Below are 22,995 nucleotides of genomic sequence, written 5' to 3'. Positions count from 1 at the left end.
GAAGCAAGGCAAGATTCAGACCATGGCGTTGAGCTATCACCTTCGCCACCAGCGATCCCCTGTAGGAGCTGCCGAAGGCTGCGATCTTTTGACTTTGATGCTTAGAAGCAAGATCAAAAGATCGCAGCCTTCGGCAGCTCCTACACGGTGGTGTGTCATCAATAACTTAGTTAGCTGGCTAAGGGGATAGCGCTGGCGCACCGAAAAATGGCACATTGACGCACCTGCCTGCGGGCACCCATCTGCTGTCTGGAATTTTCCATGGCTATCAGCAACGTTCAGACCGCCGCTGCCTCGGCGACCGCTGCTCCTCAAAGCAGCCCCTTGGTGATGCGCATCATCGGCGCGGTGGCGCTGGCGCATTTGATCAACGACCTGATCCAGTCGGTGCTGCCGTCGATCTACCCGATGCTCAAAGCCAACTATGGCCTGACCTTCACCCAGGTCGGCCTGATCACCTTGACCTTCCAGTTGACCGCGTCGCTGTTGCAGCCGTGGGTCGGTTATCACACTGATCGCCACCCCAAACCGTGGCTGTTGCCGGCGGGCACGGTGTGTACCTTGATCGGCATTCTGATGATGTCAGTGGTCGGCAGCTTCCCATTGATTCTGCTGGCGGCGGCGCTGATTGGTATCGGCTCGTCGAGCTTTCACCCGGAAGCCTCGCGTGTTGCGCGACTGGCCTCGGGCGGCCGGTTTGGTCTGGCGCAATCTACCTTTCAGGTCGGCGGCAATGCCGGCTCCGCGTTCGGCCCGTTGCTGGCGGCGGCGATCATCATTCCCTTCGGCCAAGGCAATGTGGCGTGGTTTGGCCTGTTCGCGGTTTTTGCGCTGTTCGTGCTGTACCGCATCAGCCGCTGGTACGCCAATCACCTGAACCTGTTCAAGCTCAAGGCCGGCCAGGCGGCGACGCACGGCTTGTCGAAGGGCAGGGTGACCAGTGCGCTGGTGGTGCTGGGGCTACTGGTGTTCTCCAAGTATTTCTACATGGCCAGTTTCACCAGCTACTTCACCTTCTACCTGATCGAGAAGTTCGACCTGTCGGTTGCCAGCTCGCAGCTGCACTTGTTCCTTTTCCTGGGCGCAGTGGCGGCGGGGACGTTCTTCGGTGGACCGATTGGCGACAAGATCGGGCGCAAGGCAGTGATCTGGTTTTCCATCCTGGGGGTGGCGCCATTCACCCTGATCCTGCCGCATGTCGATCTGTTCTGGACCAGCATTCTCAGCGTGGTGATCGGCTTCATTCTGGCGTCGGCATTCTCGGCGATCGTGGTGTACGCGCAGGAACTGGTGCCGGGTAATGTCGGGATGATTGCCGGGATCTTCTTCGGTCTGATGTTCGGTTTCGGCGGGATTGGCGCGGCGCTGCTCGGGCATCTGGCGGATGTGCACGGGATTGAGTACGTGTATTTCCTGTGCTCGTTCCTGCCGTTATTTGGTGTGTTGGCGATCTTTTTACCGCGTACCAGAAAGGCCTGAACAGACGAATCGAACTGTGGAGGCGAGCCTGCTCGCGAATGGGTGTGTCAGTTGACGAATGCTTAGCTGACACGCCGCGTTCGCGAGCAGGCTCGCTCCCACAGGGAAATGTACTCAGTCACTGAATTTCAGGCACAAAAAAGCCGCGTATCAAACGCGGCTTTTTCTTGTGCGGCTGTTGCTTAGACGTTGAAGCGGAAGTGCATCACGTCGCCGTCCTTGACGATGTAATCCTTGCCTTCCAGACGCCATTTGCCGGCTTCTTTGGCGCCGGCTTCGCCCTTGTACTGGATGAAGTCGTTGTAGGCGATGACTTCGGCACGGATGAAGCCTTTTTCGAAGTCGGTGTGGATCACGCCGGCGGCCTGTGGGGCGGTGGCACCGACCTTGACGGTCCAGGCGCGGACTTCTTCGACACCGGCGGTGAAGTAGGTCTGCAGGTGGAGCATTTCGTAGCCGGCGCGGATCACGCGATTCAGGCCAGGCTCTTCCAGACCCAGGGCCTCGAGGAACATGTCCTTCTCTTCGCCGTCGTCGAGCTCGGCGATTTCCGCTTCGATCTTGTTGCACACCGGAACGACCATGGCGCCTTCTTCTTCGGCGATGGCCTTGACCACGTCCAGGTGCGGGTTGTTCTCGAAACCGTCTTCAGCCACGTTGGCGATGTACATGACCGGCTTGGTGGTCAGCAGGTGGAAGCCCTTGATCACTGCCTTTTCGTCAGCGCTCATGTTCTTCATCAGGCTGCGCGCCGGCTTGGCTTCGGTGAAGTGCGCGATCAGTTGCTCGAGCAGAGCCTTCTGAACCACGGCGTCCTTGTCACCGCCCTTGGCGTTGCGCGCGACTTTCTGCAGTTGCTTCTCGCAGCTGTCGAGGTCGGCGAAGATCAGTTCCAGGTCGATGATTTCGATGTCGCGTTTCGGGTCGACGCTGTTGGAAACGTGGATCACGTTGTCGTCTTCGAAGCAGCGCACCACGTGGGCGATAGCGTCGGTTTCGCGGATGTTGGCCAGGAACTTGTTGCCCAGGCCTTCACCTTTCGAGGCACCGGCAACGAGGCCGGCGATGTCGACGAATTCCATGGTGGTCGGCAGGATGCGCTTGGGATTGACGATGGCCGCCAGCGCTTCCAGACGCGGATCCGGCATCGGCACGATGCCGCTGTTCGGCTCGATGGTGCAGAAGGGGAAGTTCTCGGCCGCGATACCGGATTTGGTCAGGGCGTTGAACAGGGTGGACTTGCCGACGTTAGGCAGGCCGACGATGCCGCAATTGAATCCCATGGTGTTTCCCCTCGGGTAAAAGTCAGGCCTTCTGGCTGTGCAGGTTTTTCATCGCGCGGTTCCATTCCCCGGCGAGGATATCCGGCAGCACGCCGAGGGCAAAGTCGATGCTGGCATCGAGTTTTTCCTGTTCGGCGCGTGGCGCACGACCCAGGACGAAATTTGAAACCATACTGGCAACGCCCGGGTGGCCGATGCCAAGCCGCAGGCGGTAGAACGTATTCTGATTGCCCAGTTGCGCAATGATGTCGCGCAACCCATTGTGACCGCCATGGCCGCCGCCCTGCTTGAGCTTGGCAACGCCCGGAGGCAAGTCGAGTTCGTCATGCGCCACGAGGATTTCTTCAGGCTTGATGCGGAAGAAACCGGCGAGTGCCGCCACGGCCTGGCCGCTGCGGTTCATGTAGGTGGTGGGAATCAGCAGACGAACATCCTGACCTTGATGCGAGTAGCGCCCGGTCAGGCCGAAATATTTGCGATCGGCCACAAGATTCACATTCTGTGCATGGGCGATGCGCTCAACAAAAAGGGCCCCTGCGTTATGCCGGGTCTGTTCGTATTCAGCGCCTGGATTTCCCAGGCCAACGATCAGTTTGATGGCAGTCACGATAGGGGCCCTTCCTTGGAGTGGTGGATAACATCGCCGCGATCAGGGAAAGCGGCGAAAGTGGACGAAAAATGCTCATTTACCATGGATGTAAACTCCGCGTTCTCGCCCGCTTTCTCGCTACGTTCCAGTCCGCGATGTTACTTGCTCACTCCGGCATGACAGAGTGAATTACTCTGCTGCGCCTTCTTCGGTAGGTTCTGCAGCAACACGTGGAGCGTGGACGTTGGCAACAGCCTTGTCATCGCCGTGTGCCAGAGCAACGAACTCAACACCTTTAGGAGCTTTGAGGTCCGACAGGTGGATGATGGTGCCGATTTCTGCTTTCGACAGGTCGACTTCGATGAACTCAGGCAGATCTTTTGGCAGGCAGGTCACTTCGATTTCAGCAACAACGTGCGAAACTTCGCCGCCTTTCTTCACTGGAGCTTCTTCGCCAACAAAGTGTACAGGCACGATGGCGGTCAGTTTCTGGCCGGCAACAACGCGTACGAAGTCAGCGTGCATCACGTGGCCTTTGGCCGGGTGACGCTGCAGAGCCTTGATGATGACGTTCTGCTTGGTGCCACCAACGTTCAGCTCGATGATGTGGCTGTAAGCCGCTTCGTTTTCGAGCAGTTTGGCAACTTCTTTGGCCAGCATGCTGATGGATTCAGGGGCTTTGTCGCCACCGTAAACAACAGCTGGAACCAGAGCGGCGAGACGACGCAGGCGGCGGCTCGCACCTTTCCCCAGGTCGGAACGCACTTCAGCATTCAGAGTAAAATCGTTCATTTTGTATCTCCAAAATAGCCATGACCGAGTGGCGTTTGCGACCAGCGCCGAACACGGTATGGGCAAAAAAGCCCCGCCCCGACAGGAATGCCGGGGCGGGGCGCTTTTCGTCAACGAGACATTTCGCGAAGGGCAGGGCCCTTAACGGAACATCGCGCTGATCGATTCTTCATTGCTGATGCGGCGAACCGCTTCGGCAACAACCGGTGCGATATCCAGTTGACGGATACGTGCACAGGCTTGTGCTGCAGCGGACAGCGGGATGGTGTTGGTCACTACCAGCTCGTCCAGCACGGAATTTTCGATATTCTCGATGGCCCGGCCCGACAGCACAGGGTGTGTGCAGTAGGCAAAGACCTTGGCTGCGCCATGCTCTTTCAGGGCCTTGGCCGCGTGGCACAGGGTGCCGGCGGTATCGACCATGTCATCGACGAGAATACAGGTACGCCCTTCGACATCACCGATGATATGCATCACTTCAGAGTGATTGGCTTTCTCACGGCGTTTGTCGATGATCCCGAGATCGACGCCCAGCGACTTGGCAACAGCCCGTGCACGCACGACGCCACCAATGTCCGGGGACACGATCATCAGGTTTTCGAAGCGCTGATCTTCGATGTCATCCACCAGAACCGGGGAGCCGTAGATGTTATCTACCGGAATATCGAAGAAGCCCTGAATCTGGTCAGCATGCAGATCAACCGTGAGAACACGGTCGATGCCGACTACGGTAAGCATGTCAGCAACGACTTTCGCGCTGATAGCCACACGTGCGGAACGCGGACGGCGATCCTGACGGGCATAACCAAAATAAGGAATAACAGCAGTGATACGAGTAGCCGAGGAGCGGCGGAAGGCGTCAGCCATCACTACCAGTTCCATCAGGTTATCGTTGGTCGGAGCGCAGGTCGGCTGAATAATGAAGACGTCTTTACCGCGAACGTTTTCATTGATCTCGGCTGTGATTTCGCCGTCGGAAAACTTGCCGACAGAGATGTCACCGAGAGGGATATGCAGCTGACGTACGACACGCCGAGCCAGATCGGGGTTGGCATTCCCCGTAAAGACCATCATCTTGGACACGCGCAGTACCTAGAGGCTGAGGGTAACCTGGATGAGTAGAGAAAATGGCAGGGGCGGCTGGATTCGAACCAACGCATGGCAGGATCAAAACCTGCTGCCTTACCGCTTGGCGACGCCCCTGTATCTGTTGCTTTCAAGTGCCGGGCACTTGATTCCTTTAGAGCAGACTTTGCAGCTTGCGATGCAACATCGAAACGTTGCTTCCTTTCGCTACAAACCCTGTAAGGGTCTCTGTCAGAAGGGCCGAGACTTTATCAGCTTCAGCTTTGCTTGGGAAGCCCCCAAACACACAACTTCCAGTTCCGGTGAGCTTTGCTTCGGTAAATTTACCTAACAAATCCAATGCGTTACGTACCTCTGGATAACGCCTTGCTACCACCGGCAAGCAGTCATTTCGACTGTTTCCCTCGGGAACGGGGCGCACTTTAATGGGCGGTGTGTTACGTGTCAACAAAGGATCGGAAAAAATTTCTGCCGTACTAACAGCGACTTGCGGCACGAGCACCAGATACCACGGTTCTTCGGGGTCGACCGGGGTCAGTTTCTCGCCGACGCCCTCGGCAAATGCCGCATGGCCACGGACGAACACCGGTACGTCGGCACCGAGTGACAGGCCCAGTTCCGCCAGGCGATCTCCATCCCAGCCCAGTTGCCACAAATGGTTGAGCCCGAGCAGGGTCGTCGCCGCATTCGAACTGCCGCCACCGATGCCGCCGCCCATGGGCAGGACTTTGTCGATCCAGATGTCGATGCCGAGCGCGCAGCCGGATTGTTGCTGCAACATTTTCGCCGCGCGCACGATCAGGTTGCTGTCGTGGGGCACGCCGGCGAACTCGGTGTGCAGTTGAATCACGCCGTCATCGCGCACGGCGAAAGTGATTTCATCGCCGTAATCGAGGAACTGAAACAGCGTCTGCAATTCGTGATAACCGTCTTCACGGCGACCGAGAATGTGCAGCATCAAGTTGAGTTTGGCCGGCGAGGGCAGGGTCAGGCGTGCAGCGGTCATGCTTTATTGCCCCAACTTGCGCGGTTGCCAGGTCTTGATCACCAGCGTTACGTCAAGGTCGGTGCCGTGCAGCTTGATGCGCTCGGGCAGCCAGTAACCATTCTGTTCGGTGTAGGCGGTGTATTCGACTTTCCAGCCGTCCTGCTCAAGGCTGGCCAGACGACTGTCGGCGTCCAGGTTCAAGCGACTCTTGCTTTCCGGCGCGGGCAGGCCACGAACCCACCAGGCCAGATTGGATACCGGCAATTTCCAGCCCAGCTGTTCTTCGAGCAGGGCTTCAGGAGATTGCGATTCGTAGCGGCCCTGGTTGGCGACTTCCAGCGACACCTTGCCCGGGCGCCCGGTCAGGCGTGCCGCGCCACGACCCAGCGGGCCGGACAGGCGAATGTCGTAGTAATCCTGACGCTGCAGCCAGAACAGCGTGCCGCTGCCGGAATCCTTCGGCGCGCGGATGCCGATCTTGCCGTCGATCTGCCAGCCATCAAGGCCGGTCAGTTGCTGTTTGTTCGCTGCCCATTGAGCCGGGCTGCCGTGACCCTCGACTGATTCGCGAGTGCCAAAACCCGAGCAACCGGCGAGCAGGGCGATGAAGCTGAAAACAATAACGTGGCGCAAAAGCATGGTTTAAAGATTCTCGGATCCGGTCAGGCGCTTGATGGTGCTGCGCAGAATGGTGCTGTCGGGCTGATCCTTGAGGAACTTGCCCCACACTTGTTTGGCTTCGCGTTGATTGCCCTTGGCCCAGAGGACTTCGCCAAGGTGCGCGGCGACTTCATGGTCGGGGAAACGCTCGAGCGCCTGGCGCAGGTATTTCTCCGCGTCGTCCAGATTGCCCAGGCGATAGTTCACCCAGCCGAGGCTGTCGAGTACCGCCGGGTCTTCCGGATTGATCTGGTGCGCCTGCTCGATCAGCGTTTTCGCTTCAGCGTAGCGGGTGGTGCGATCGGACAAGGTGTAGCCCAGTGCATTGAGCGCCATGGCGTTGTCCGGGTCGCGCTTGATGATCAGGCGCAGGTCTTTCTCCATCTGCGCCAGATCATTGCGTTTCTCCGCGAGCATGGCGCGGGTGTAAAGCAGGTTGAGATCGTCCGGGTATTTCTGCAGCGCTTGTTGCAGAACCTTCCAGGCCTTGTCGTCCTGTTTATTGGCCGACAGGGTTTCCGATTCGATCAGATACAGCTGGATCGCGTAGTCGGGCTGCTCGTCACGCTCGGCCGCCAGTTTGCTCTGCGCTTCGGCGGTTTTGCCGTTGCTCATCAGGATATCGGCCTGACGCAGCTGTGCCGGCAGATAGTCATTGCCCGGGCCGACCTGGGCATACTCGATGAGCGCGCCTTGCGGGTCGTTGCGCTCTTCGGCAATCCGGCCGAGATTCAGATGCGCTGAATCGACGTGGCTTTCGCGAGCGATCAGGTCTTCCAGATAACCTTTGGCCTCATCCCACGCCTTGGCTTCCAGGCACACCAGCGCCAGCGAATAACGCAGTTCATCGTCTTCCGGGTATTGCTGAACGAGGGTGGAGAATTCTGTCTTGGCGTCGTCCATGCGGTCCTGTTCGACGAGCATGCGCGCGTAAGTCAGGCGCAGGCGCTTGTCTTCCGGGTATTTTCTGATGCTTTTCTGCAACAGCGGCAGTGCTTCGTCGCCACGGTTGAGCAACTGAAGCAGGCGCGCACGCAGCAGAATCGGTGCGATCTCGCCGTCTTCCGGCGGATTGTCTTCAAGCAGAGTAAGCGCACCTTGATTGTCGCCGTCCTGCTGCAACAGCAGGGCCTTGCCGAAAATCAGCTGATTGTTGTTCGGGTGGCGCTCAAGCAAACGGTCGAAGCTTTTCATCAGACCGTTGCGGGTTTCCTGATCGGTGTCGGCCGCCGACAACGCAAGGAAATCGAAATGGGTGTCGCCCTTGCCCTGCAGGACTTTCTCCATGTAGACCATGGAGTCGTCGTAGCGCCCGGCGCGGGCCAGCTGCACGGCGGCGGCGCGTTGCGCTTCGAGATCGTCCGGAGCGTTGCGGGCCCAGATCAGCGCGGTGTCGAGGGCCGGTTGATCGGCGCCCAGATATTCGGCGATGCGGAAAGCCCGCTCGGAGACGCCCGGATCCTGGGTGTTGATGGCCTGGGTCACGTAATTGTCCAGGGCAATGTCGAAACGATTGCGCTGGCCGGCGAGTTCGGCGCTCAGCAGACTGAACACGGTTTCCTCGCTGAATGAGCCGTAAACCTTGGGCTTTTCAGGTGCGGGCGTGGTGTCTTCGACCGGCGGGGTGCCGTCCGGCGCAACGGGCGCCATGGCCTGGCAGCCGCTGAGGAAGACAAAAGCGAGGAGCAACGCGGAAGATCTATTCATATAGGAAGAGGACGACTAACCTGCGGTCGGATCATCATGACACAAGCCTTCGGCCAAACATAACCGAGACTCAATTGTGGCCATTATAGGGGCTGACGATTGGGACAATAGTCAGCGGTAGTTGTTCTGAATCTTTCGAAGTAGGACAATTGCCGGCTTCACGTCACCACCAGCGACCTTGAATGGCCTTCCTTGCACTCGGTATTAACCACAAGACTGCTTCAGTAGACGTCCGCGAGCGCGTGGCCTTTACCCCTGAGCAGCTGGTGGAGGCCTTGCAGCAGCTCTGCCGACTGACCGACAGCCGCGAAGCAGCGATCCTCTCCACCTGCAATCGCAGTGAGCTTTATATAGAACAGGATCAGCTCTCGGCCGATGTCGTGCTGCGCTGGCTGGCCGATTATCACCATCTGAGCCTCGACGAACTGCGCGCCAGTGCCTATGTGCATGAAGACGATGCGGCTGTTCGTCACATGATGCGCGTCGCTTCCGGGCTCGACTCGCTGGTGCTGGGCGAACCGCAGATTCTCGGCCAGATGAAATCGGCCTACGCCGTGGCCCGCGAGGCCGGCACCATCGGTCCGCTGCTGGGGCGGCTGTTTCAGGCAACGTTCAATGCCGCCAAGCAGGTGCGTACCGATACTGCGATCGGCGAGAACCCGGTGTCGGTGGCGTTTGCTGCGGTGAGCCTGGCGAAACAGATTTTCAGCGATCTGCAACGCAGCCAGGCGCTGCTGATCGGTGCCGGCGAGACGATTACGCTGGTCGCGCGCCATTTGCATGAGCTGGGGGTCAAGCGCATCGTCGTCGCCAACCGCACGCTGGAGCGCGCCAGTCAGTTGGCCGAGCAATTCGGCGCTCACGCGGTACTGCTCTCGGACATTCCGGCGGAACTGGTGCGCAGCGACATCGTCATCAGTTCGACCGCCAGCCAGTTGCCGATCCTCGGCAAGGGTGCGGTGGAAAGTGCGCTGAAGCTGCGCAAGCACAAGCCGATTTTCATGGTCGACATTGCGGTACCGCGCGATATCGAGCCGGAAGTCGGCGAACTCGACGACGTTTACCTGTACAGCGTCGACGATCTCCACGAAGTGGTCGCCGAGAACCTCAAGAGCCGCCAGGGTGCAGCCCAGGCAGCGGAGGAAATGGTCTCGGTCGGCGCTGACGATTTCATGGTGCGCTTGCGCGAACTGGCGGCAGTCGATGTGCTCAAGGCCTATCGTCAACAGAGCGAACGCCTGCGAGACGAAGAATTGCAGAAGGCCCTGCGTCTGCTGGCCAACGGCGGCAACGCCGAAGACGTGCTCGGGCAACTGGCCCGTGGCCTGACCAACAAACTCTTGCATGCGCCCAGTGTGCAGTTGAAAAAGCTGTCTGCCGAAGGCCGCCTCGATGCGCTGGCCATGGCCCAGGAACTCTTTGCCCTTGAGGGCTCACCGGATAGTTTTTCGGATAAAAAACCGCAATGAAAGCGTCACTGCTCAACAAGCTGGACATTCTCCAGGACCGTTTCGAGGAACTGACCGCGCTGCTCGGCGACGGTGAAGTCATTGCCGATCAGGCCAGGTTCCGCGCCTATTCCAAGGAGTACGCCGAACTCGAGCCGGTAGTGGCCGCCTATAAAAAGCTGCTCGGCGTCCAAAGCGATCTTGAAGGCGCGCAGGCGCTGCTCAAGGACAACGACCCGGACATGCGCGAAATGGCCGTGGAAGAAGTTCGCGAAGCCAAGGAGTTGCTGGTCACGCTGGAATCCGATCTGCAGCGCATGCTGCTGCCTAAAGATCCGAATGACGGGCGTAACGTGTTCCTCGAAATTCGCGCCGGCACCGGTGGCGACGAGGCGGCGATCTTCTCCGGCGACCTGTTCCGCATGTACTCGCGTTATGCCGAGCGGCGTGGCTGGCGCGTCGAGATCCTCTCGGAAAACGAAGGCGAACACGGTGGCTATAAAGAAGTCATCGCGCGCATTGAAGGCGACAACGTTTACGGCAAGTTGAAATTCGAGTCCGGCGCACACCGCGTCCAGCGCGTACCCGCCACCGAATCCCAGGGCCGGATCCACACGTCGGCCTGCACCGTGGCGGTATTGCCCGAGCCGGACGAGCGCGAAGCCATCGAGATCAACCCGGCGGATCTGCGTGTCGACACTTACCGTTCCTCCGGGGCCGGTGGTCAGCACGTCAACACCACCGACTCGGCGATCCGCATTACCCACATCCCGACCGGCACCGTCGTCGAGTGTCAGGAAGAACGCTCCCAGCACAAGAACCGTGCCCGGGCGATGGCGTGGCTGTCGGCAAAACTCAACGATCAGCAGAACGCAGCGGCAGCCAACGCGATTGCCAGTGAGCGCAAGTTGCTGGTCGGTTCCGGCGATCGTTCCGAGCGTATCCGCACCTACAACTACGCTCAGGGCCGGGTCACCGACCATCGCGTCAACCTGACCCTGTATTCCCTGGATGAAATTCTCGCCGGTGGCGTCGAAGCCGTGATCGAGCCGTTGCTGGCCGAATATCAGGCTGACCAACTCGCAGCGATAGGTGAATAAATGACCATCATCGCCAGCCTGTTGCGCGCTGCTGAGTTGCCGGACTCGCCGACTGCACGTCTGGACGCTGAATTGCTCCTGGCCGCCGCACTGGGCAAGTCGCGCAGCTTCCTGCACACCTGGCCCGAGCGCATCGTGCCGAGCGAGGCTGCGCTGACCTTTGCCGAATATCTGCAACGGCGGCGTAGCGGCGAGCCGGTGGCCTACATTCTCGGCCAGCAGGGCTTCTGGAAACTCGATCTGGAAGTCGCGCCGCACACGCTGATCCCGCGTTCCGATACAGAACTTTTGGTAGAGGCAGCCCTTGAGCTGCTGCCGGCAACCCCGGCCAAGGTCCTCGATCTGGGCACCGGCAGTGGTGCGATTGCTTTGGCTTTGGCCAGCGAACGCCCGGCGTGGAAAGTCACCGCCGTGGATCGTGTGCTTGAAGCCGTGGCCCTGGCCGAACGCAACCGCCAGCGTCTGCACCTGAACAACGCTACGGTGCTGAGCAGCCATTGGTTCAGCGCACTTGCAGGCCAGCGCTTTCAACTGATCATCAGCAACCCGCCGTACATTGCCGCCACCGATCCGCATCTGGTCGAGGGAGATGTACGCTTCGAACCGGCCAGTGCGCTGATCGCCGGTGAAGATGGCCTCGATGATCTGCGCCTGATTGTTGCGCAGGCGCCGGATCATCTTGAAGCCGGCGGCTGGCTGATGCTCGAACACGGCTATGATCAGGCCGAAGCCGTGCGTGACCTGCTGCTCACTCGTGGCTTTGAAGAAGTCCACAGCCGCACCGATCTGGGCGGCCATCAACGCATCAGTCTGGGGCGCCTGCCGTGCTGAATGATCAGGAATTGCTGCGCTACAGCCGGCAGATTCTGCTGCAACACGTCGACATCGACGGGCAACTGAAGCTCAAGGCCAGCCGCGTGCTGATCGTCGGCCTTGGCGGTCTCGGCGCGCCGGTGGCGTTGTATCTGGCGGCAGCGGGCGTCGGCGAGTTGCATCTGGCGGATTTCGACACGGTCGATCTGACCAACCTGCAACGGCAGATCATTCACGACACCGACAGTGTCGGCATGTCCAAGGTCGACTCGGCGCTCAAGCGCCTGGGCGCGATCAATCCCGAGATTCAACTGGTCGCCCATCGTCAGGCGCTGGACGCCGATTCCCTCGCCGCAGCGGTGGCGGCGGTGGATCTGGTGCTCGATTGCTCGGACAACTTTTCCACGCGCGAGGCGGTTAACGCCGCTTGTGTTGCCGCGTGCAAGCCACTGGTCAGTGGCGCGGCGATTCGTCTGGAAGGGCAGCTGTCAGTGTTCGATCCACGGCGTGCCGAAAGCCCTTGCTACCACTGCCTGTACGGACACGGCAGCGAAGCCGAACTGACCTGCAGCGAGGCCGGCGTGGTCGGGCCATTGGTCGGTCTGGTCGGCAGCTTGCAGGCGCTGGAAGCGTTGAAAGTACTGGTCGGCTTTGGCGAACCCTTGGTGGGGCGACTGTTGTTGATCGACGCCTTGGGCTCGCGCTTCCGGGAATTACGGGTCAAGCGTGATCCGGGTTGCAGCGTCTGTGGCGTCCGCCATGCGTGAAGCGCCGATCGGCGTGTTCGATTCCGGGGTCGGCGGCTTGTCGGTCCTCGGCGAAATTCAGCGCTTGCTGCCCAACGAATCGCTGCTTTACGTCGCCGATTGCGGGCACATTCCTTACGGCGAGAAAACCCCGGAATTCATCCGCCAGCGTTGCAGTGCGATGGCAGGATTTTTTCGCGAGCAGGGTGCCAAGGCTTTGGTGCTGGCCTGCAACACAGCGACCGTGGCCGGTGTGGCCGATCTGCGTCGTGATTTCCCGGACTGGCCGATTGTCGGCATGGAACCGGCGGTCAAACCGGCCGCAGCGGCCACGCGAAGCGGCGTGGTTGGCGTTCTGGCCACGACCGGCACGTTGCAGAGCGCAAAGTTTGCCGCGTTGCTCGATCGTTTCGCGGCTGACATAAAAGTCATCACCCAGCCCTGTCCGGGACTGGTCGAACTGATCGAAACGGGTGATCTGCACAGCGCCGAATTACGCACTTTATTGCAAGGTTACGTCGCTCCATTGCTGGCGCAAAACTGCGACACAATCATTCTTGGCTGCACCCATTATCCCTTCCTCAAGTCGTTACTCAGGTCGATGATCGCCGACGATGTCAGCCTGATCGATACCGGAGCTGCCGTGGCCCGGCAGTTGCAGCGCTTGCTCGCCGAGCGTGATCTGCTGGCGCAACGTCCGAGCCAGCCGGTGAAGTTCTGGACCAGCGGCGATCCGCAATCCCTCAGAAAAATCCTACCGTTGCTGGGCCAAACTGCGTCGAATGTGCAAAACTTCGACTTGTAAAAAAAATGTGAAATAACTTAAAAAACGCTGAACTTCTGACCAAGCGCGGATTTCTATAGCGACAGCAGCAACTAAAAACCAAACGATCGTTCCGGAAAAGGAAGTTTCAAAGTGAAGCGACTATTCTGCTTGGCCGCGATTGCGGCCGCACTGATGGGGCAAAGCATTTCTGCACAAGCCGCTGGCGTTGAATTCGCCGTCGGCGGTACCAGCGATTCGACAATGACGTATCGCTTAGGCATGAATTTCGACTGGGACAAGAGCTGGCTGCAGAGCGACGTTGGTCGCCTGACCGGCTACTGGAGCGGTGCGTACACGTATTGGGAAGGTGACAAGACTTCCAGCAACAACAGCCTGTCGTTCTCGCCTGTATTCGTTTACGAGTTTGCCGGTCAGTCGGTCAAACCGTACGTGGAAGCGGGTATCGGCGCGGCGTTCTTCTCCAACACCGAATATGAGAGCAACAAGCTGGGCGGTTCCTTCCAGTTCGAAGACCGCATCGGTGTCGGCCTGCGCTTCAACGGCGGTCACGAAGTCGGCATCCGCGCCACGCACTACTCCAACGCCGGCCTGTCCAGCGACAACGATGGTGTAGAAAGCTACGCGCTGCATTACACAATGCCGCTGTAACACGCCGCTACGCGGAACCAACGTGGGAGCGAGCCTGCTCGCGAAAGCCGAGTGTCAGTCATTCAAATGGTGGCTGACACACCGCCTTCGCGAGCAGGCTCGCTCCCACAGTTGTTTCTGCGTTGTCAAAGAAATCAGCGGTAGGCTGTCGCAATACCCCGGCGCTCTTCGATGCACTCCGGCGCGCCCATTTCAAACTCGCGGCAAATCAGCGGGCGTCGTTCATAGATCGTGCACATCATGCTGTCGCGATCCAGTGCCGCGCACCAGCCGTCGTCCAGACGCAGCATCACTTCACCGCCCCATTCATCGGTATCGATAAAGCGATCAGGCACGCCGGTGTCGGTGATCAGCATCACTTCGAGCTGGCAGCAGCACGCCGCACAGGTCGAGCAGGTGACCGCCGGTTCGGCAATTTGGGTGTGGGGGATGGTTTTCATCGTGGCAGTGTAAGGCAGTGATCGCCGTGGGTGTGAAAGCGCTGACGGACGCTCACGGCGCCAGACGCCGCGCCATCAAATGCAGCAGTGGGAACAAGCCTGCCCAGAGCAGCCCGATAACGATCAGCGTCGCCGCCTCGCCATAGGGAAATTGCACGCCCGCCAGGCGTCCGCCAGCGTAGTACGACAGTGCGCCGCCCACCGCGCCAAGTGCGCTGGCCAGCCACCATGGCCGCGCGCTCCAGGCCAGGCAGTGGCGCAACGTGGTGGCGAGCAGCGCCCAGAGCAGCATCAGCCACAGCGGAATCAGCGGTGAGGCGTCTGCAAAGCGGAACACGTCGAGGTAACGTAGGACACTGTCCACCGCCGTGCCGACAATCACTATGCACAGAATCAAACGACCTTCCGCCGCCCAACTGCTGATCCAGCGCAGATGAATCACCAGCGCCGCCACCGCCAGCAACAGCCACAAACTGTTGCCGCCGAGCACGCAGGCCAGCCAGCCGAGCTGAAACAGCACGGCATTGGCGATTCGCTCACGCATCGAAGCGCCCGAGCAACGGCGCGGTCATCGCCGCCGGTTTGGCCAGCAGCAATTGCGCGGTGCCGATGGTGCGTTCGAGGAATCCGCCCTCGCAGTAGCACAGATAGAACTCCCACAAACGCAGGAAATAATCGTCGTAGCCCAGTTCGCTCAGGCGACCGTGGGCGAGGCGAAAGTTCTCGTGCCACAGGCGCAGTGTCTTGGCGTAATGCAGGCCGAAATCCTCCATGTGCAGCAGGTTCATGTCGGTTTCGCGGCTGACCACATCGAGCATCTTGTGCACCGAGGGCAGTGCGCCGCCGGGGAAGATGTAGCGCTGGATAAAGTCGACGCTGCGCTTGGCCTGTTCGTAGCGTTGCTCGCGAATGGTGATCGCCTGGAGCAGCATCAGGCCGTTGCTCTTGAGCAAGTGCGCGCATTGCTTGAAGTAGGTCGGCAGGAACCGATGGCCGACCGCTTCGATCATCTCGATCGACACCAGTTTGTCGTACTCGCCGCTGAGGTCGCGGTAGTCCTTGAGCAGCAGGGTGACGCGATCTTGCAAGCCGAGTTGTTCGATGCGCTTGGCAGTGAACGCGAACTGCTCTTTCGACAGCGTCGTAGTGGTCACGCGGCAACCGTAATGCTGCGCTGCGTACAGGGCCATGCTGCCCCAACCGGTGCCGATTTCCAGCAGGTGGTCGCTGGGCTTGAGCGCGAGTTTCTGGCAGATGCGTTCAAGTTTGTTCAATTGCGCCTGTTCCAGGGTGTCGCTCGGCGAAAGGAACTGGGCGGCGGAATACATCATGGTCGGGTCGAGAAACTGTTCGAACAGTTCATTGCCGAGGTCGTAGTGCGCGGCGATGTTTTTCTGCGAACCCTTGCGCGTGTTGCGATTGAGCCAGTGCAGCCCTTGTACGAAGGGCCGGCCCAGACGCGCCAAGCCACCTTCCATGGCATCGAGTACATCGAGATTGCTGACGAATACGCGCACCACAGCAGTCAGGTCCGGCGAACTCCAATAGCCGTGGATGAATGCTTCGCCGGCGCCGATCGAGCCGCTACTGGCGACCATGCCCCACAGGGCCGGGTCGAGTACATGGACTTCGCCGAGCAGAGCACTGCCCGGGGTGCCGAAAAGCATTTGTTCGCCATCCTCGACGACCATCAATTGTCCGTGTTTGAGCTGGGCCAATTGGCGCAACACGCCACGGCGCAGCAGCGAGCCGGTCAAACCGTTGGTGCTGAAGCGACCGAGCGGCAGGCTAGAGGATTTCATGGTGCGGCTCCTTCGGAGGCACAGTGGCGGTTTTAAAGCTGCCGTCGGCAGCCTGGTGAGGGAAGATCGGCGCGCGCTTGAGCAGCAGTCGCAGTGCTTGCCAATAAATCGCCAGAGCGGTTTTTGCGGTCATCCACGGAAAGCGCCGCAGGTAGCGATGCAGGCTGCGACGATCGAGCGGTTCACGGCGCAGATTGAGCGTGGCGTCGAACAGTTTCTCGTTGCCCTGCCAATCGGCCATGTGCACGCCAAGGCTTTGCGCAGCGGGGCTGAAGCTCATGCGGTATTCGAGGTCGCGGGGCAGAAACGGCGAGACGTGAAACGCCTTGGCCACAGCGAAATGCTGATGGAAATCCACCAGGCTGGTCGGCGTCTGCGCCGGCAGCACATAGTGATAACGCTCGCGCCACGGCGTGTTGGTCACTTCACAAACGATCGCCGCCAGTTGCCCGTCGGCTTCATGGCAGTAGAAGAAACTCACCGGATTGAACGACAGCCCCCAACTGCGCGGCTGGGTCAGCAGGCACACCGCGCCTTGTGGCTCATGACCGATGGCTGCGCCGACCTGCTGACGCACGGCGTCGATCAGGCGCATGCCCTTGCCGGTGAAGGCTTTCAGGTAATCGGTTTCGCGAAACGAGAACGGCGCAAAGCGGCTGCGCCCGGCCAGTGGCGACAGGGCCAGCACGGCGTCCTGTTCGCTCAGGTCGAGATAGAGCAAACCGATGCGGTAGCGGAATTCGTGGCGGCGCGGCGAAAAACGTCGGTGGCCGATGACGCCGTTGTACAGAGCGCTGTTCACAGGGTTTCACCGAACGCGGCGGCTACGCGCAGCCCGCTGACCACGCCATCTTCATGAAAGCCGTTGGCCCAGTAGGCGCCGCAATAATGCGTGTGCTGCTCGCCGTCGAGTTCGCCCCAACGGTTTTGCGCGGCCGCTGCGGCGAGGGTGTATTGCGGGTGGGCGTAGGTATAGCGGGCCAGCACTTTATCCGGGCTGATGCCGGCAGTCTGGTTGAGGCTGACGCAGAACGTGGTGTCGCTCTCGATGCCCTGCAGAATGTTCATGTTGTACGTGACCGCCGCGCGCGTATGGCCGGCGCCGCCGAGGCGATAGTTCCAGCTGGCCCAGGCCAGTTTGCGCGTTGGCAGCAGGCGCGTGTCGGTGTGCAGCACGACGTCGTTGTCGGCGTAGAGCAGGGCACCGAGAATCGAACGCTCGGCGTCGCTCGGGTTGGCCAGCAGGTTCAGCGCCTGATCGCTGTGACAGGCGAACACCACTTTGTCGAAATGTTCGAGGCCGGCCGGGCTGTGGATAACTACGCCGTGCTGGTTGCGCTCGACGCGCTTGACCGGGCAGTTCAGACGAATCCTGTCGCTGAATGAAGCAGTCAGCGGCGCCACATAGGCACTGGAACCGCCTTCAATGACCTGCCACTGCGGACGATCGCTGACTGAGAGCAGGCCATGATTCTTGAAGAAGCGCAGGAAGAATTGCAGCGGGAAATTGAGCATTTCCGCCATCGGCATCGACCAGATCGCCGCGCCCATCGGCACGATGTAATGCAGGATGAAACGCTCGCCGTAGCCGCCGGCCTTGAGGTAATCGTCGAGGGTAGTGTCGGCGGCGATGCGCAGTTCGATCAGATCGCGCTGCGCTTCTTTGTTGAAGCGCAGAATGTCGCGCAGCATGCCCCAGAACCCCGGCGACAACACATTGCTGCGCTGGGCGAACAGGCTGTTGAGATTGTTGCCGTTGTATTCCACGCCAGTGTCCGGATCGGTTACCGAAAAGCTCATTTCGGTCGGCTTGAACGCCACGCCGAGCTGGCTGAGCAAGCGAATGAAGTTCGGGTAGGTCCAGTCGTTGAACACGATGAAACCGGTATCGATGGCTAACGATTGCCCGGCCACGCTGACCGGTACGGTGTGGGTATGGCCGCCGACCCAGTCACTCGCTTCGAACACAGTGATGTCGTGGCGGCGGTTCAGCAGGTAGGCGCAGGTGAGCCCGGCGATACCGCTGCCAATTACGGCGATTTTCATATCGGGTCCCGCTGCGGAGGGTTCTTGCGCACCATGCGTTTGCCGATCGCCAGTTGCGCGCGAGCGGGCAGTTTCGACAGCGGCCACAGCGCGGCCATGAACAGTCCGGGGAAGGCAATTTCCAGCGGACGGTCCTTGAGTTTGGCGAAGATGTGCCGCGCCGCTTTATCCGCAGGCCAGCTCAGCGGCATCGGGAAATCGTTCCTCTCGGTCAGCGGCGTTTCGACAAAACCCGGGCTGATGATGGTGACTTCAATGCCTTCATCCGCCAGATCGATGCGCAGCGATTCGAATAGGTAACGCAGCCCGGCCTTCGATGCGCCGTAGGCTTCGGCCCGTGGCAGCGGCAGGTAAGTCACCGAGCTGGCCATGCCGACCAGATGCGGCGCGGTGCCTTTGCGCAACAGCGGCAGGGCGGCTTCGATGCAATAGCTGCTGGCGAGCAGATTGGTGCGCACCACGTGCTCGATGATCGAGGAATCGAACTGGCGCGCGTCGACATATTCACAGGTGCCGGCGTTGAGAATCACGCTGTCCAGCGAACCCCAGGCCTCGGCGATCTGCTCACCGATTTCACGCACGGTCTGACTGTTGGTCAGATCGCCGGGCACCACCAGCACCTGGCCCGGATAACGCTGGGACAAAACCTTGAGCGGCGCGGCCGAGCGCGAGCTGACCGCCAGGTGCGCGCCGCTTTTCAGAATGTCCTCACACAAGGCTGCACCGATGCCACTGCTGGCGCCGGTCAACCAATACCGCCGTGGAGGTGTACGACTCATCCCATTCTCCTTTTCAGCCAGGCAATCACCCGGCCCAATATTGGCAAGTGTTCATACAGCAGCGCCCCGGCATCGAAATAATCCCGATGGCGATAAACCTTGTCGCGCCAGAGCAGGTGCGAACAGCCACCGACTCTGATTTCCCGCCCGTTGGCCAGGCGCGGATGGCGATAACTCATGACCCAGCGCAGGTAACCCTCACCTTCGCGGATCTGGTCGAAACCATGAAAATCGAAACGCAGATCGCTGACGTTGGCGTACAGCTCGCTGAAGTAATCCTGCAGTTGTGCCAGGCCCTGAACTTCGTGCAGCGGATCGGTGAAATGAATGTCGTCGCTGTACAGCTCGCCGAGGCGATACAGGTTGTCTTTGTTCAACCCGGAAAACTCGCGGGCGAAGCTGCGCAGGAATTCACTCATCGCTGCCGCCCACAGGCTGGCGCGACGGCAGGTTCTTGAACGCCGTCAGCGCACGCTCGCGTGAAGTGCTGAGGTTAACGATCGGCGCCGGATAATCGGCCACGCCGAACAGCCCTCCGGCTGCCGCCGGATTGTGCACTTCCTTCTTGTTGAGCCCGGCCAGTTCCGGCAACCAGTGCTTGATGAACACGCCTTCGGCATCGAATTTTTCCGACTGGCTCAGCGGGTTGAAGATACGGAAGTACGGCGCCGAGTCGGTGCCGGTCGACGAGCTCCACTGCCAGCCACCGTTGTTGGCCGCCAGGTCGCCGTCGATCAGGTGGCGCATGAAAAAGCGTTCGCCCTCGCGCCAGTCGATCAGCAGGTTTTTGGTCAGGAACATCGCCACGACCATGCGCAGGCGATTGTGCATCCAGCCGGTTTCCAGCAATTGGCGCATCGCCGCGTCGATGATCGGCAGTCCGGTGCGTGCCTCCTGCCAGGCCTTGAGCTCTTCCGGCGCATCGCGCCAGGCCAGCGCCTCGGTTTCCGGGCGGAAGGCGCGATGCCGGGAGACGCGTGGATAGCCGACCAGAATGTGTTTATAGAACTCGCGCCACAGCAGCTCGTTGATCCAGGTCACCGCGCCGACCTTGCCGCTTTCGAACTCGCCCTGATTGCTTTGCAGTGCAGCGTGCAGGCACTGGCGTGGCGAGATCACCCCGGCGGCGAGGTACGCCGACAATTGGCTGGTGCCGGGTTTGGCCGGGAAGTCGCGTTCGCTGCGGTAATAATCGATCTGCGCGTCGGTGAAGGTGTCGAGGCGGCGCCGCGCCTCTTGCTCGCCGGCCGGCCACAAGGCGCGCAGGGATTCGCTCGGCGTGGCGAAGCCTTTGACCGCCTCGGGAATTGCATCGCTGGCGATATCCAGCGCGGCCTGCTTGCCGGGTGCCTTGACCAGTGCCGGCATCGAGCGATGCAGGCGTTCGTAGCAGACTTTGCGAAACTGACTGAACACCTGGAAGTAGGTGCCGGTCTTGGTCAGCACTGTGCCGGGTTTGAACAGCAACTGATCCAAGTAACTGTGGAATTCGATGCCTTCGGCTCGCAACGTTTCGGCCACGGCTTCATCACGACGGCTTTCGTGAACGCCGTATTCCTCGTTGACGTGCACCGCCTCGATCTTCAAATGCCGGCACAGCTTGAGCAGTTCTGCTGGCGCCTGATCCCAGTGCGGCGCGCTGCGAATCAACAGCGGAATGTTCAGCGCGCCGAGGCTCTGGCTCAGTTCGCGCAAATTGCGTAGCCAGAAATCCACTTTGCACGGCGCATCGTCGTGCTCCAGCCATTGCTGCGGACTCAACAGATACACTGCCACAGTCGGGCCGCGCGCTGCGGCGGCCGCGAGGGCGGTGTTGTCATGTTGGCGCAAGTCGCTGCGCAGCCAGATCAGTTGCATGTGATTAAACCCATCATCAAATCAATCCGCGCTCGAGCAGCGCCTGGTGTGCGGCAAGCGGATCTTCAGCCAGGAACAGATCGGCAGTCTGGGCGGTGCGTGCGGACAACTCGGTGTGGTGAATGTGCACCGTGGGGCCAGCAATCAAGGTCGGGCAATTGACGTTCGCCAACAGCTTGGGCAGCTGCGCCAGTTGCATGGCTTTGCTCGAATACAGCAGCACGCCACGGGCTTGCAGATGCTCGACGGTCAGCGCCAGTTCACCGGCCGGCAGTGGCCAGTCGAACACTTGCACCGGGCAATCGGCACTGCTGATCAGCCATGCGCACAGCCACAGATGTGGCTCCAGCGGCAGGTCGGAATGATTGATCAACAGCAGCGGCGCCGAATGCAGCTGGCGGTTGTTATGGTAGATGCGTGCGCCGAATTTGCTGCGCAACCAGGAAAAGAAAAACGTCCGTTCCATCTGTGCGCCGAACTGGCCCTGCCAGCGCTGTTCGAGCTCGGCCAGCAGCGGCATCAGCAATTGCTCGCACAACGTCCGTGGCGGATACAAGGCGATGGCCTGATTGACGCTGTCATCCAGCGCCCGTTCATTAAGCGCGGTGACCGCCGACAGCAAGGTCTGATGCAGACGCTGCCAATCGTTTTCCACGGTTTCCGTGAAGGCCTGCGGCGCATCGAGCAGTGGCTTGACCTGGCTGACCGCAACGCCACGGTTGAGCCAAGTGAGGATGGCCATGATTCGCTGCACATGTTCAGCGCTATACAGTCGATGGCCCTTGGGCGTGCGCTGGGGCACCACCAGGCCGTAGCGACGTTCCCACGCGCGCAGGGTGATGGCGTTGACGCCGGTCTGCCGCGCGACTTCGCGAATCGGCAACCAGCCCTCGTCGAGGGCTTTCTTGAAGTCGGCGCCGAGGTCTTCCCGGGCGCTGCTGTCGGTTTTATCGTTCATTAGATCGCGTTTCGCAGACTGAGGTTTTCCGGATGCGGCTGCAGGTAAACCTGCTGCGCGATGTACGGGTCCGGATGGAGTCGAAAATGGTGTTTGAGCAGCGTCAACGGCACCACCAGCGGCACGATGCCCTGGCGGTACTGGCCGATGATCTGCTGCATTTCCTGTTTGTCTTCGGCGCTCAGCGATTGTTTCAAATAACCGCTGAGGTGCAGCAGCACGTTGCAATGGGTGCCGCGCGTGGCGCATTTCTTCAGCGCGGCCATCAGCTCGCTGAAGTAGCGCGGGCCGAGCTCGGCGGGATCGCTGTCAGCCATATTGCCGAGCATCTTGCCGAGGTTTTTGTATTGCAGCGGGTTGTGCGCCATCAGCAGGTACTTGTAGCGCGAATGGAATTCGGTGAGGGCGCGGCGGCTCAGGCCCTCGGCGAGCACTTGCTGCCAGGCGCTGTAGGCCAGGACACGGGTGATGAAGTTCTCCCGCAGCACCGGATCGTTGAGGCGCCCGGCTTCTTCCACCGGCAGATCCGGATGTTGGGCACAGAATGCCTGCGCATAGATGCCGCGTCCGCCACCGTTCACTGGCGCGCCGTTGTCGTGATAGACCTTGACCCTTTCCAGCCCGCAGGAGGGCGACTGCTGCATGAAGATGTAGCCGGACAGGTCCTGCAACTCGGCGGCCATTTTCTCGCCGTATGCGGCCAGCGGCCTGGTGACGTTGATGGTCCGGTCGACGGTGCCGACTGCCTCGGGTTGCTCCGGGTCGCCGACCAGCCGGATCGGCTCACGGGGAATGCCCATGCCGATGGCGACTTCCGGGCACAGCGGGACGAAATCGAAATATTCGGTGAGGGTACGGCTGCATAGCCGCGATTCCTTGTGCCCACCGTTGTAGCGCACTTCTTCGCCCAACAGGCAGGCGCTGATGGCGATCTTCGGCTTGGACAGGGAAGCAGTAGACATGAGCACCTCGAATCTATACCTGTAC

24 protein-coding genes and 1 tRNA gene are annotated in these 22,995 nt (G+C 60.3%); 7 read left to right on the top strand and 18 right to left on the bottom strand.

The genetic code is table 11. The annotated features are described in order from the left end of the window. Positions 1-261: 261 nt before the first annotated feature. Positions 262-1,479 carry an MFS transporter gene (locus ACYSTU_RS03970; RefSeq protein ID WP_498996107.1) on the top strand — a complete coding sequence of 406 codons (1,218 nt, stop codon included), beginning with the start codon at positions 262-264 and terminating at the stop codon, positions 1,477-1,479. Positions 1,480-1,661: 182 nt separating this feature from the next. Here the strand turns inward: ACYSTU_RS03970 and ychF are convergent, their stop codons facing one another. From ychF to ACYSTU_RS03930, 8 genes are all read right to left on the bottom strand, one after another. Then, positions 1,662-2,762 (bottom strand): redox-regulated ATPase YchF, encoded by a 1,101-nt coding sequence (gene ychF / locus ACYSTU_RS03965; RefSeq protein WP_016773202.1) that lies wholly within the window; start codon positions 2,760-2,762, stop codon positions 1,662-1,664. A 22-nt stretch (positions 2,763-2,784) separates the two neighbouring features. Further along, positions 2,785-3,369 (bottom strand): aminoacyl-tRNA hydrolase, encoded by a 585-nt coding sequence (pth, locus tag ACYSTU_RS03960; protein WP_016773203.1) that lies wholly within the window; start codon positions 3,367-3,369, stop codon positions 2,785-2,787. Between the two features lie 171 nt (positions 3,370-3,540). Then, positions 3,541-4,143 (bottom strand): 50S ribosomal protein L25/general stress protein Ctc, encoded by a 603-nt coding sequence (locus ACYSTU_RS03955; RefSeq protein WP_016773204.1) that lies wholly within the window; start codon positions 4,141-4,143, stop codon positions 3,541-3,543. Positions 4,144-4,284: 141 nt separating this feature from the next. Next, positions 4,285-5,226, bottom strand: a complete 942-nt coding sequence (locus ACYSTU_RS03950) for a ribose-phosphate pyrophosphokinase (RefSeq protein ID WP_003171603.1) — start codon at positions 5,224-5,226, stop codon at positions 4,285-4,287. A gap of 45 nt (positions 5,227-5,271) precedes the next feature. Further along, a tRNA-Gln gene (locus tag ACYSTU_RS03945) sits at positions 5,272-5,346 on the bottom strand. A gap of 37 nt (positions 5,347-5,383) precedes the next feature. Beyond that, the gene (gene ispE / locus ACYSTU_RS03940) at positions 5,384-6,235 is read right to left on the bottom strand and encodes a 4-(cytidine 5'-diphospho)-2-C-methyl-D-erythritol kinase (RefSeq protein ID WP_498996104.1); all 852 of its coding nucleotides are present in this window, start codon (positions 6,233-6,235) and stop codon (positions 5,384-5,386) included. Positions 6,236-6,238: 3 nt separating this feature from the next. After that, positions 6,239-6,856 (bottom strand): lipoprotein insertase outer membrane protein LolB, encoded by a 618-nt coding sequence (lolB, locus tag ACYSTU_RS03935; protein ID WP_016773207.1) that lies wholly within the window; start codon positions 6,854-6,856, stop codon positions 6,239-6,241. 3 nt (positions 6,857-6,859) lie between these two features. Next, positions 6,860-8,584, bottom strand: a complete 1,725-nt coding sequence (locus tag ACYSTU_RS03930; protein WP_498996102.1) for a tetratricopeptide repeat protein — start codon at positions 8,582-8,584, stop codon at positions 6,860-6,862. 182 nt (positions 8,585-8,766) lie between these two features. Between ACYSTU_RS03930 and hemA the strand changes: the two genes are divergently transcribed. The 6 genes from hemA to ACYSTU_RS03900 all read left to right on the top strand — a co-directional run bounded on the left by hemA (position 8,767) and on the right by ACYSTU_RS03900 (position 14,126). Beyond that, entirely contained in the window at positions 8,767-10,053 is a 1,287-nt protein-coding gene (gene hemA, locus ACYSTU_RS03925) for a glutamyl-tRNA reductase (RefSeq protein ID WP_016773209.1), read from the top strand. Then, the gene (gene prfA, locus ACYSTU_RS03920; RefSeq protein WP_130928619.1) at positions 10,050-11,132 is read left to right on the top strand and encodes a peptide chain release factor 1; all 1,083 of its coding nucleotides are present in this window, start codon (positions 10,050-10,052) and stop codon (positions 11,130-11,132) included. The genes hemA and prfA overlap by 4 nt, the downstream gene beginning before the upstream one ends. Beyond that, on the top strand, positions 11,133-11,963 hold the full coding sequence (prmC, locus tag ACYSTU_RS03915; protein WP_498996099.1) for a peptide chain release factor N(5)-glutamine methyltransferase: 831 nt from the start codon (positions 11,133-11,135) through the stop codon (positions 11,961-11,963). Further along, complete coding sequence (locus ACYSTU_RS03910) at positions 11,957-12,712, top strand: molybdopterin-synthase adenylyltransferase MoeB (protein ID WP_206421573.1); 756 nt, start codon at positions 11,957-11,959, stop codon at positions 12,710-12,712. The genes prmC and ACYSTU_RS03910 overlap by 7 nt, the downstream gene beginning before the upstream one ends. Then, positions 12,705-13,496 (top strand): glutamate racemase, encoded by a 792-nt coding sequence (gene murI, locus ACYSTU_RS03905; RefSeq protein ID WP_130902210.1) that lies wholly within the window; start codon positions 12,705-12,707, stop codon positions 13,494-13,496. The genes ACYSTU_RS03910 and murI overlap by 8 nt, the downstream gene beginning before the upstream one ends. Positions 13,497-13,607: 111 nt before the next feature. Then, entirely contained in the window at positions 13,608-14,126 is a 519-nt protein-coding gene (locus tag ACYSTU_RS03900) for an acyloxyacyl hydrolase (protein WP_122507863.1), read from the top strand. 134 nt (positions 14,127-14,260) lie between these two features. Here ACYSTU_RS03900 and ACYSTU_RS03895 read toward each other — a convergent pair whose 3' ends face one another. The 10 genes from ACYSTU_RS03895 to ACYSTU_RS03850 are packed head-to-tail and all read right to left on the bottom strand — an operon-like array spanning position 14,261 to position 22,970. Next, a complete protein-coding gene (locus tag ACYSTU_RS03895) occupies positions 14,261-14,566 on the bottom strand; it encodes a YkgJ family cysteine cluster protein (RefSeq protein ID WP_024014290.1) in 306 nt (101 codons plus the stop codon). A 52-nt stretch (positions 14,567-14,618) separates the two neighbouring features. After that, positions 14,619-15,110, bottom strand: a complete 492-nt coding sequence (locus tag ACYSTU_RS03890; RefSeq protein WP_136492717.1) for a DUF2878 domain-containing protein — start codon at positions 15,108-15,110, stop codon at positions 14,619-14,621. After that, positions 15,103-16,368: an SAM-dependent methyltransferase gene (locus ACYSTU_RS03885; protein WP_024014288.1), complete on the bottom strand. Its 1,266-nt coding sequence runs from the start codon at positions 16,366-16,368 to the stop codon at positions 15,103-15,105. Before ACYSTU_RS03885 ends, ACYSTU_RS03890 begins: the two co-directional genes overlap by 8 nt. After that, a complete protein-coding gene (locus ACYSTU_RS03880) occupies positions 16,355-17,170 on the bottom strand; it encodes a DUF1365 domain-containing protein (protein ID WP_016773217.1) in 816 nt (271 codons plus the stop codon). Before ACYSTU_RS03880 ends, ACYSTU_RS03885 begins: the two co-directional genes overlap by 14 nt. After that, a complete protein-coding gene (locus ACYSTU_RS03875; RefSeq protein ID WP_498996089.1) occupies positions 17,167-18,414 on the bottom strand; it encodes an NAD(P)/FAD-dependent oxidoreductase in 1,248 nt (415 codons plus the stop codon). The genes ACYSTU_RS03880 and ACYSTU_RS03875 overlap by 4 nt, the downstream gene beginning before the upstream one ends. Continuing rightward, on the bottom strand, positions 18,411-19,193 hold the full coding sequence (locus ACYSTU_RS03870) for an SDR family NAD(P)-dependent oxidoreductase (RefSeq protein ID WP_016773219.1): 783 nt from the start codon (positions 19,191-19,193) through the stop codon (positions 18,411-18,413). Before ACYSTU_RS03870 ends, ACYSTU_RS03875 begins: the two co-directional genes overlap by 4 nt. Beyond that, the gene (locus ACYSTU_RS03865; RefSeq protein ID WP_123444165.1) at positions 19,190-19,612 is read right to left on the bottom strand and encodes a nuclear transport factor 2 family protein; all 423 of its coding nucleotides are present in this window, start codon (positions 19,610-19,612) and stop codon (positions 19,190-19,192) included. The genes ACYSTU_RS03870 and ACYSTU_RS03865 overlap by 4 nt, the downstream gene beginning before the upstream one ends. Continuing rightward, positions 19,605-21,050 carry a deoxyribodipyrimidine photo-lyase gene (gene phrB / locus ACYSTU_RS03860; RefSeq protein ID WP_136492720.1) on the bottom strand — a complete coding sequence of 482 codons (1,446 nt, stop codon included), beginning with the start codon at positions 21,048-21,050 and terminating at the stop codon, positions 19,605-19,607. Before phrB ends, ACYSTU_RS03865 begins: the two co-directional genes overlap by 8 nt. A 16-nt stretch (positions 21,051-21,066) precedes the next feature. Next, complete coding sequence (locus ACYSTU_RS03855) at positions 21,067-22,008, bottom strand: MerR family transcriptional regulator (protein WP_073473496.1); 942 nt, start codon at positions 22,006-22,008, stop codon at positions 21,067-21,069. Next, positions 22,008-22,970: a YbgA family protein gene (locus tag ACYSTU_RS03850; RefSeq protein WP_125925720.1), complete on the bottom strand. Its 963-nt coding sequence runs from the start codon at positions 22,968-22,970 to the stop codon at positions 22,008-22,010. The genes ACYSTU_RS03855 and ACYSTU_RS03850 overlap by 1 nt, the downstream gene beginning before the upstream one ends. Positions 22,971-22,995: the final 25 nt, after the last annotated feature.

Source organism: Pseudomonas glycinis, from assembly GCF_054871425.1.
This window is presented reverse-complemented; position numbering and strand designations above follow the sequence as displayed.

Bases quoted from the DNA above. Each gene is read 5' to 3' on its own strand.
- ACYSTU_RS03970 (WP_498996107.1), top strand. From the start codon at position 262: ATGGCTATCAGCAACGTTCAGACCGCCGCTGCCTCGGCGACCGCTGCT.
- ychF (WP_016773202.1), bottom strand. From the start codon at position 2,762: ATGGGATTCAATTGCGGCATCGTCGGCCTGCCTAACGTCGGCAAGTCC.
- ACYSTU_RS03955 (WP_016773204.1), bottom strand. From the start codon at position 4,143: ATGAACGATTTTACTCTGAATGCTGAAGTGCGTTCCGACCTGGGGAAA.
- ispE (WP_498996104.1), bottom strand. From the start codon at position 6,235: ATGACCGCTGCACGCCTGACCCTGCCCTCGCCGGCCAAACTCAACTTG.
- lolB (WP_016773207.1), bottom strand. From the start codon at position 6,856: ATGCTTTTGCGCCACGTTATTGTTTTCAGCTTCATCGCCCTGCTCGCC.
- ACYSTU_RS03930 (WP_498996102.1), bottom strand. From the start codon at position 8,584: ATGAATAGATCTTCCGCGTTGCTCCTCGCTTTTGTCTTCCTCAGCGGC.
- hemA (WP_016773209.1), top strand. From the start codon at position 8,767: ATGGCCTTCCTTGCACTCGGTATTAACCACAAGACTGCTTCAGTAGAC.
- prfA (WP_130928619.1), top strand. From the start codon at position 10,050: ATGAAAGCGTCACTGCTCAACAAGCTGGACATTCTCCAGGACCGTTTC.
- prmC (WP_498996099.1), top strand. From the start codon at position 11,133: ATGACCATCATCGCCAGCCTGTTGCGCGCTGCTGAGTTGCCGGACTCG.
- murI (WP_130902210.1), top strand. From the start codon at position 12,705: ATGCGTGAAGCGCCGATCGGCGTGTTCGATTCCGGGGTCGGCGGCTTG.
- ACYSTU_RS03895 (WP_024014290.1), bottom strand. From the start codon at position 14,566: ATGAAAACCATCCCCCACACCCAAATTGCCGAACCGGCGGTCACCTGC.
- ACYSTU_RS03890 (WP_136492717.1), bottom strand. From the start codon at position 15,110: ATGCGTGAGCGAATCGCCAATGCCGTGCTGTTTCAGCTCGGCTGGCTG.
- ACYSTU_RS03885 (WP_024014288.1), bottom strand. From the start codon at position 16,368: ATGAAATCCTCTAGCCTGCCGCTCGGTCGCTTCAGCACCAACGGTTTG.
- ACYSTU_RS03875 (WP_498996089.1), bottom strand. From the start codon at position 18,414: ATGAAAATCGCCGTAATTGGCAGCGGTATCGCCGGGCTCACCTGCGCC.
- ACYSTU_RS03870 (WP_016773219.1), bottom strand. From the start codon at position 19,193: ATGAGTCGTACACCTCCACGGCGGTATTGGTTGACCGGCGCCAGCAGT.
- ACYSTU_RS03865 (WP_123444165.1), bottom strand. From the start codon at position 19,612: ATGAGTGAATTCCTGCGCAGCTTCGCCCGCGAGTTTTCCGGGTTGAAC.
- phrB (WP_136492720.1), bottom strand. From the start codon at position 21,050: ATGCAACTGATCTGGCTGCGCAGCGACTTGCGCCAACATGACAACACC.
- ACYSTU_RS03855 (WP_073473496.1), bottom strand. From the start codon at position 22,008: ATGAACGATAAAACCGACAGCAGCGCCCGGGAAGACCTCGGCGCCGAC.
- ACYSTU_RS03850 (WP_125925720.1), bottom strand. From the start codon at position 22,970: ATGTCTACTGCTTCCCTGTCCAAGCCGAAGATCGCCATCAGCGCCTGC.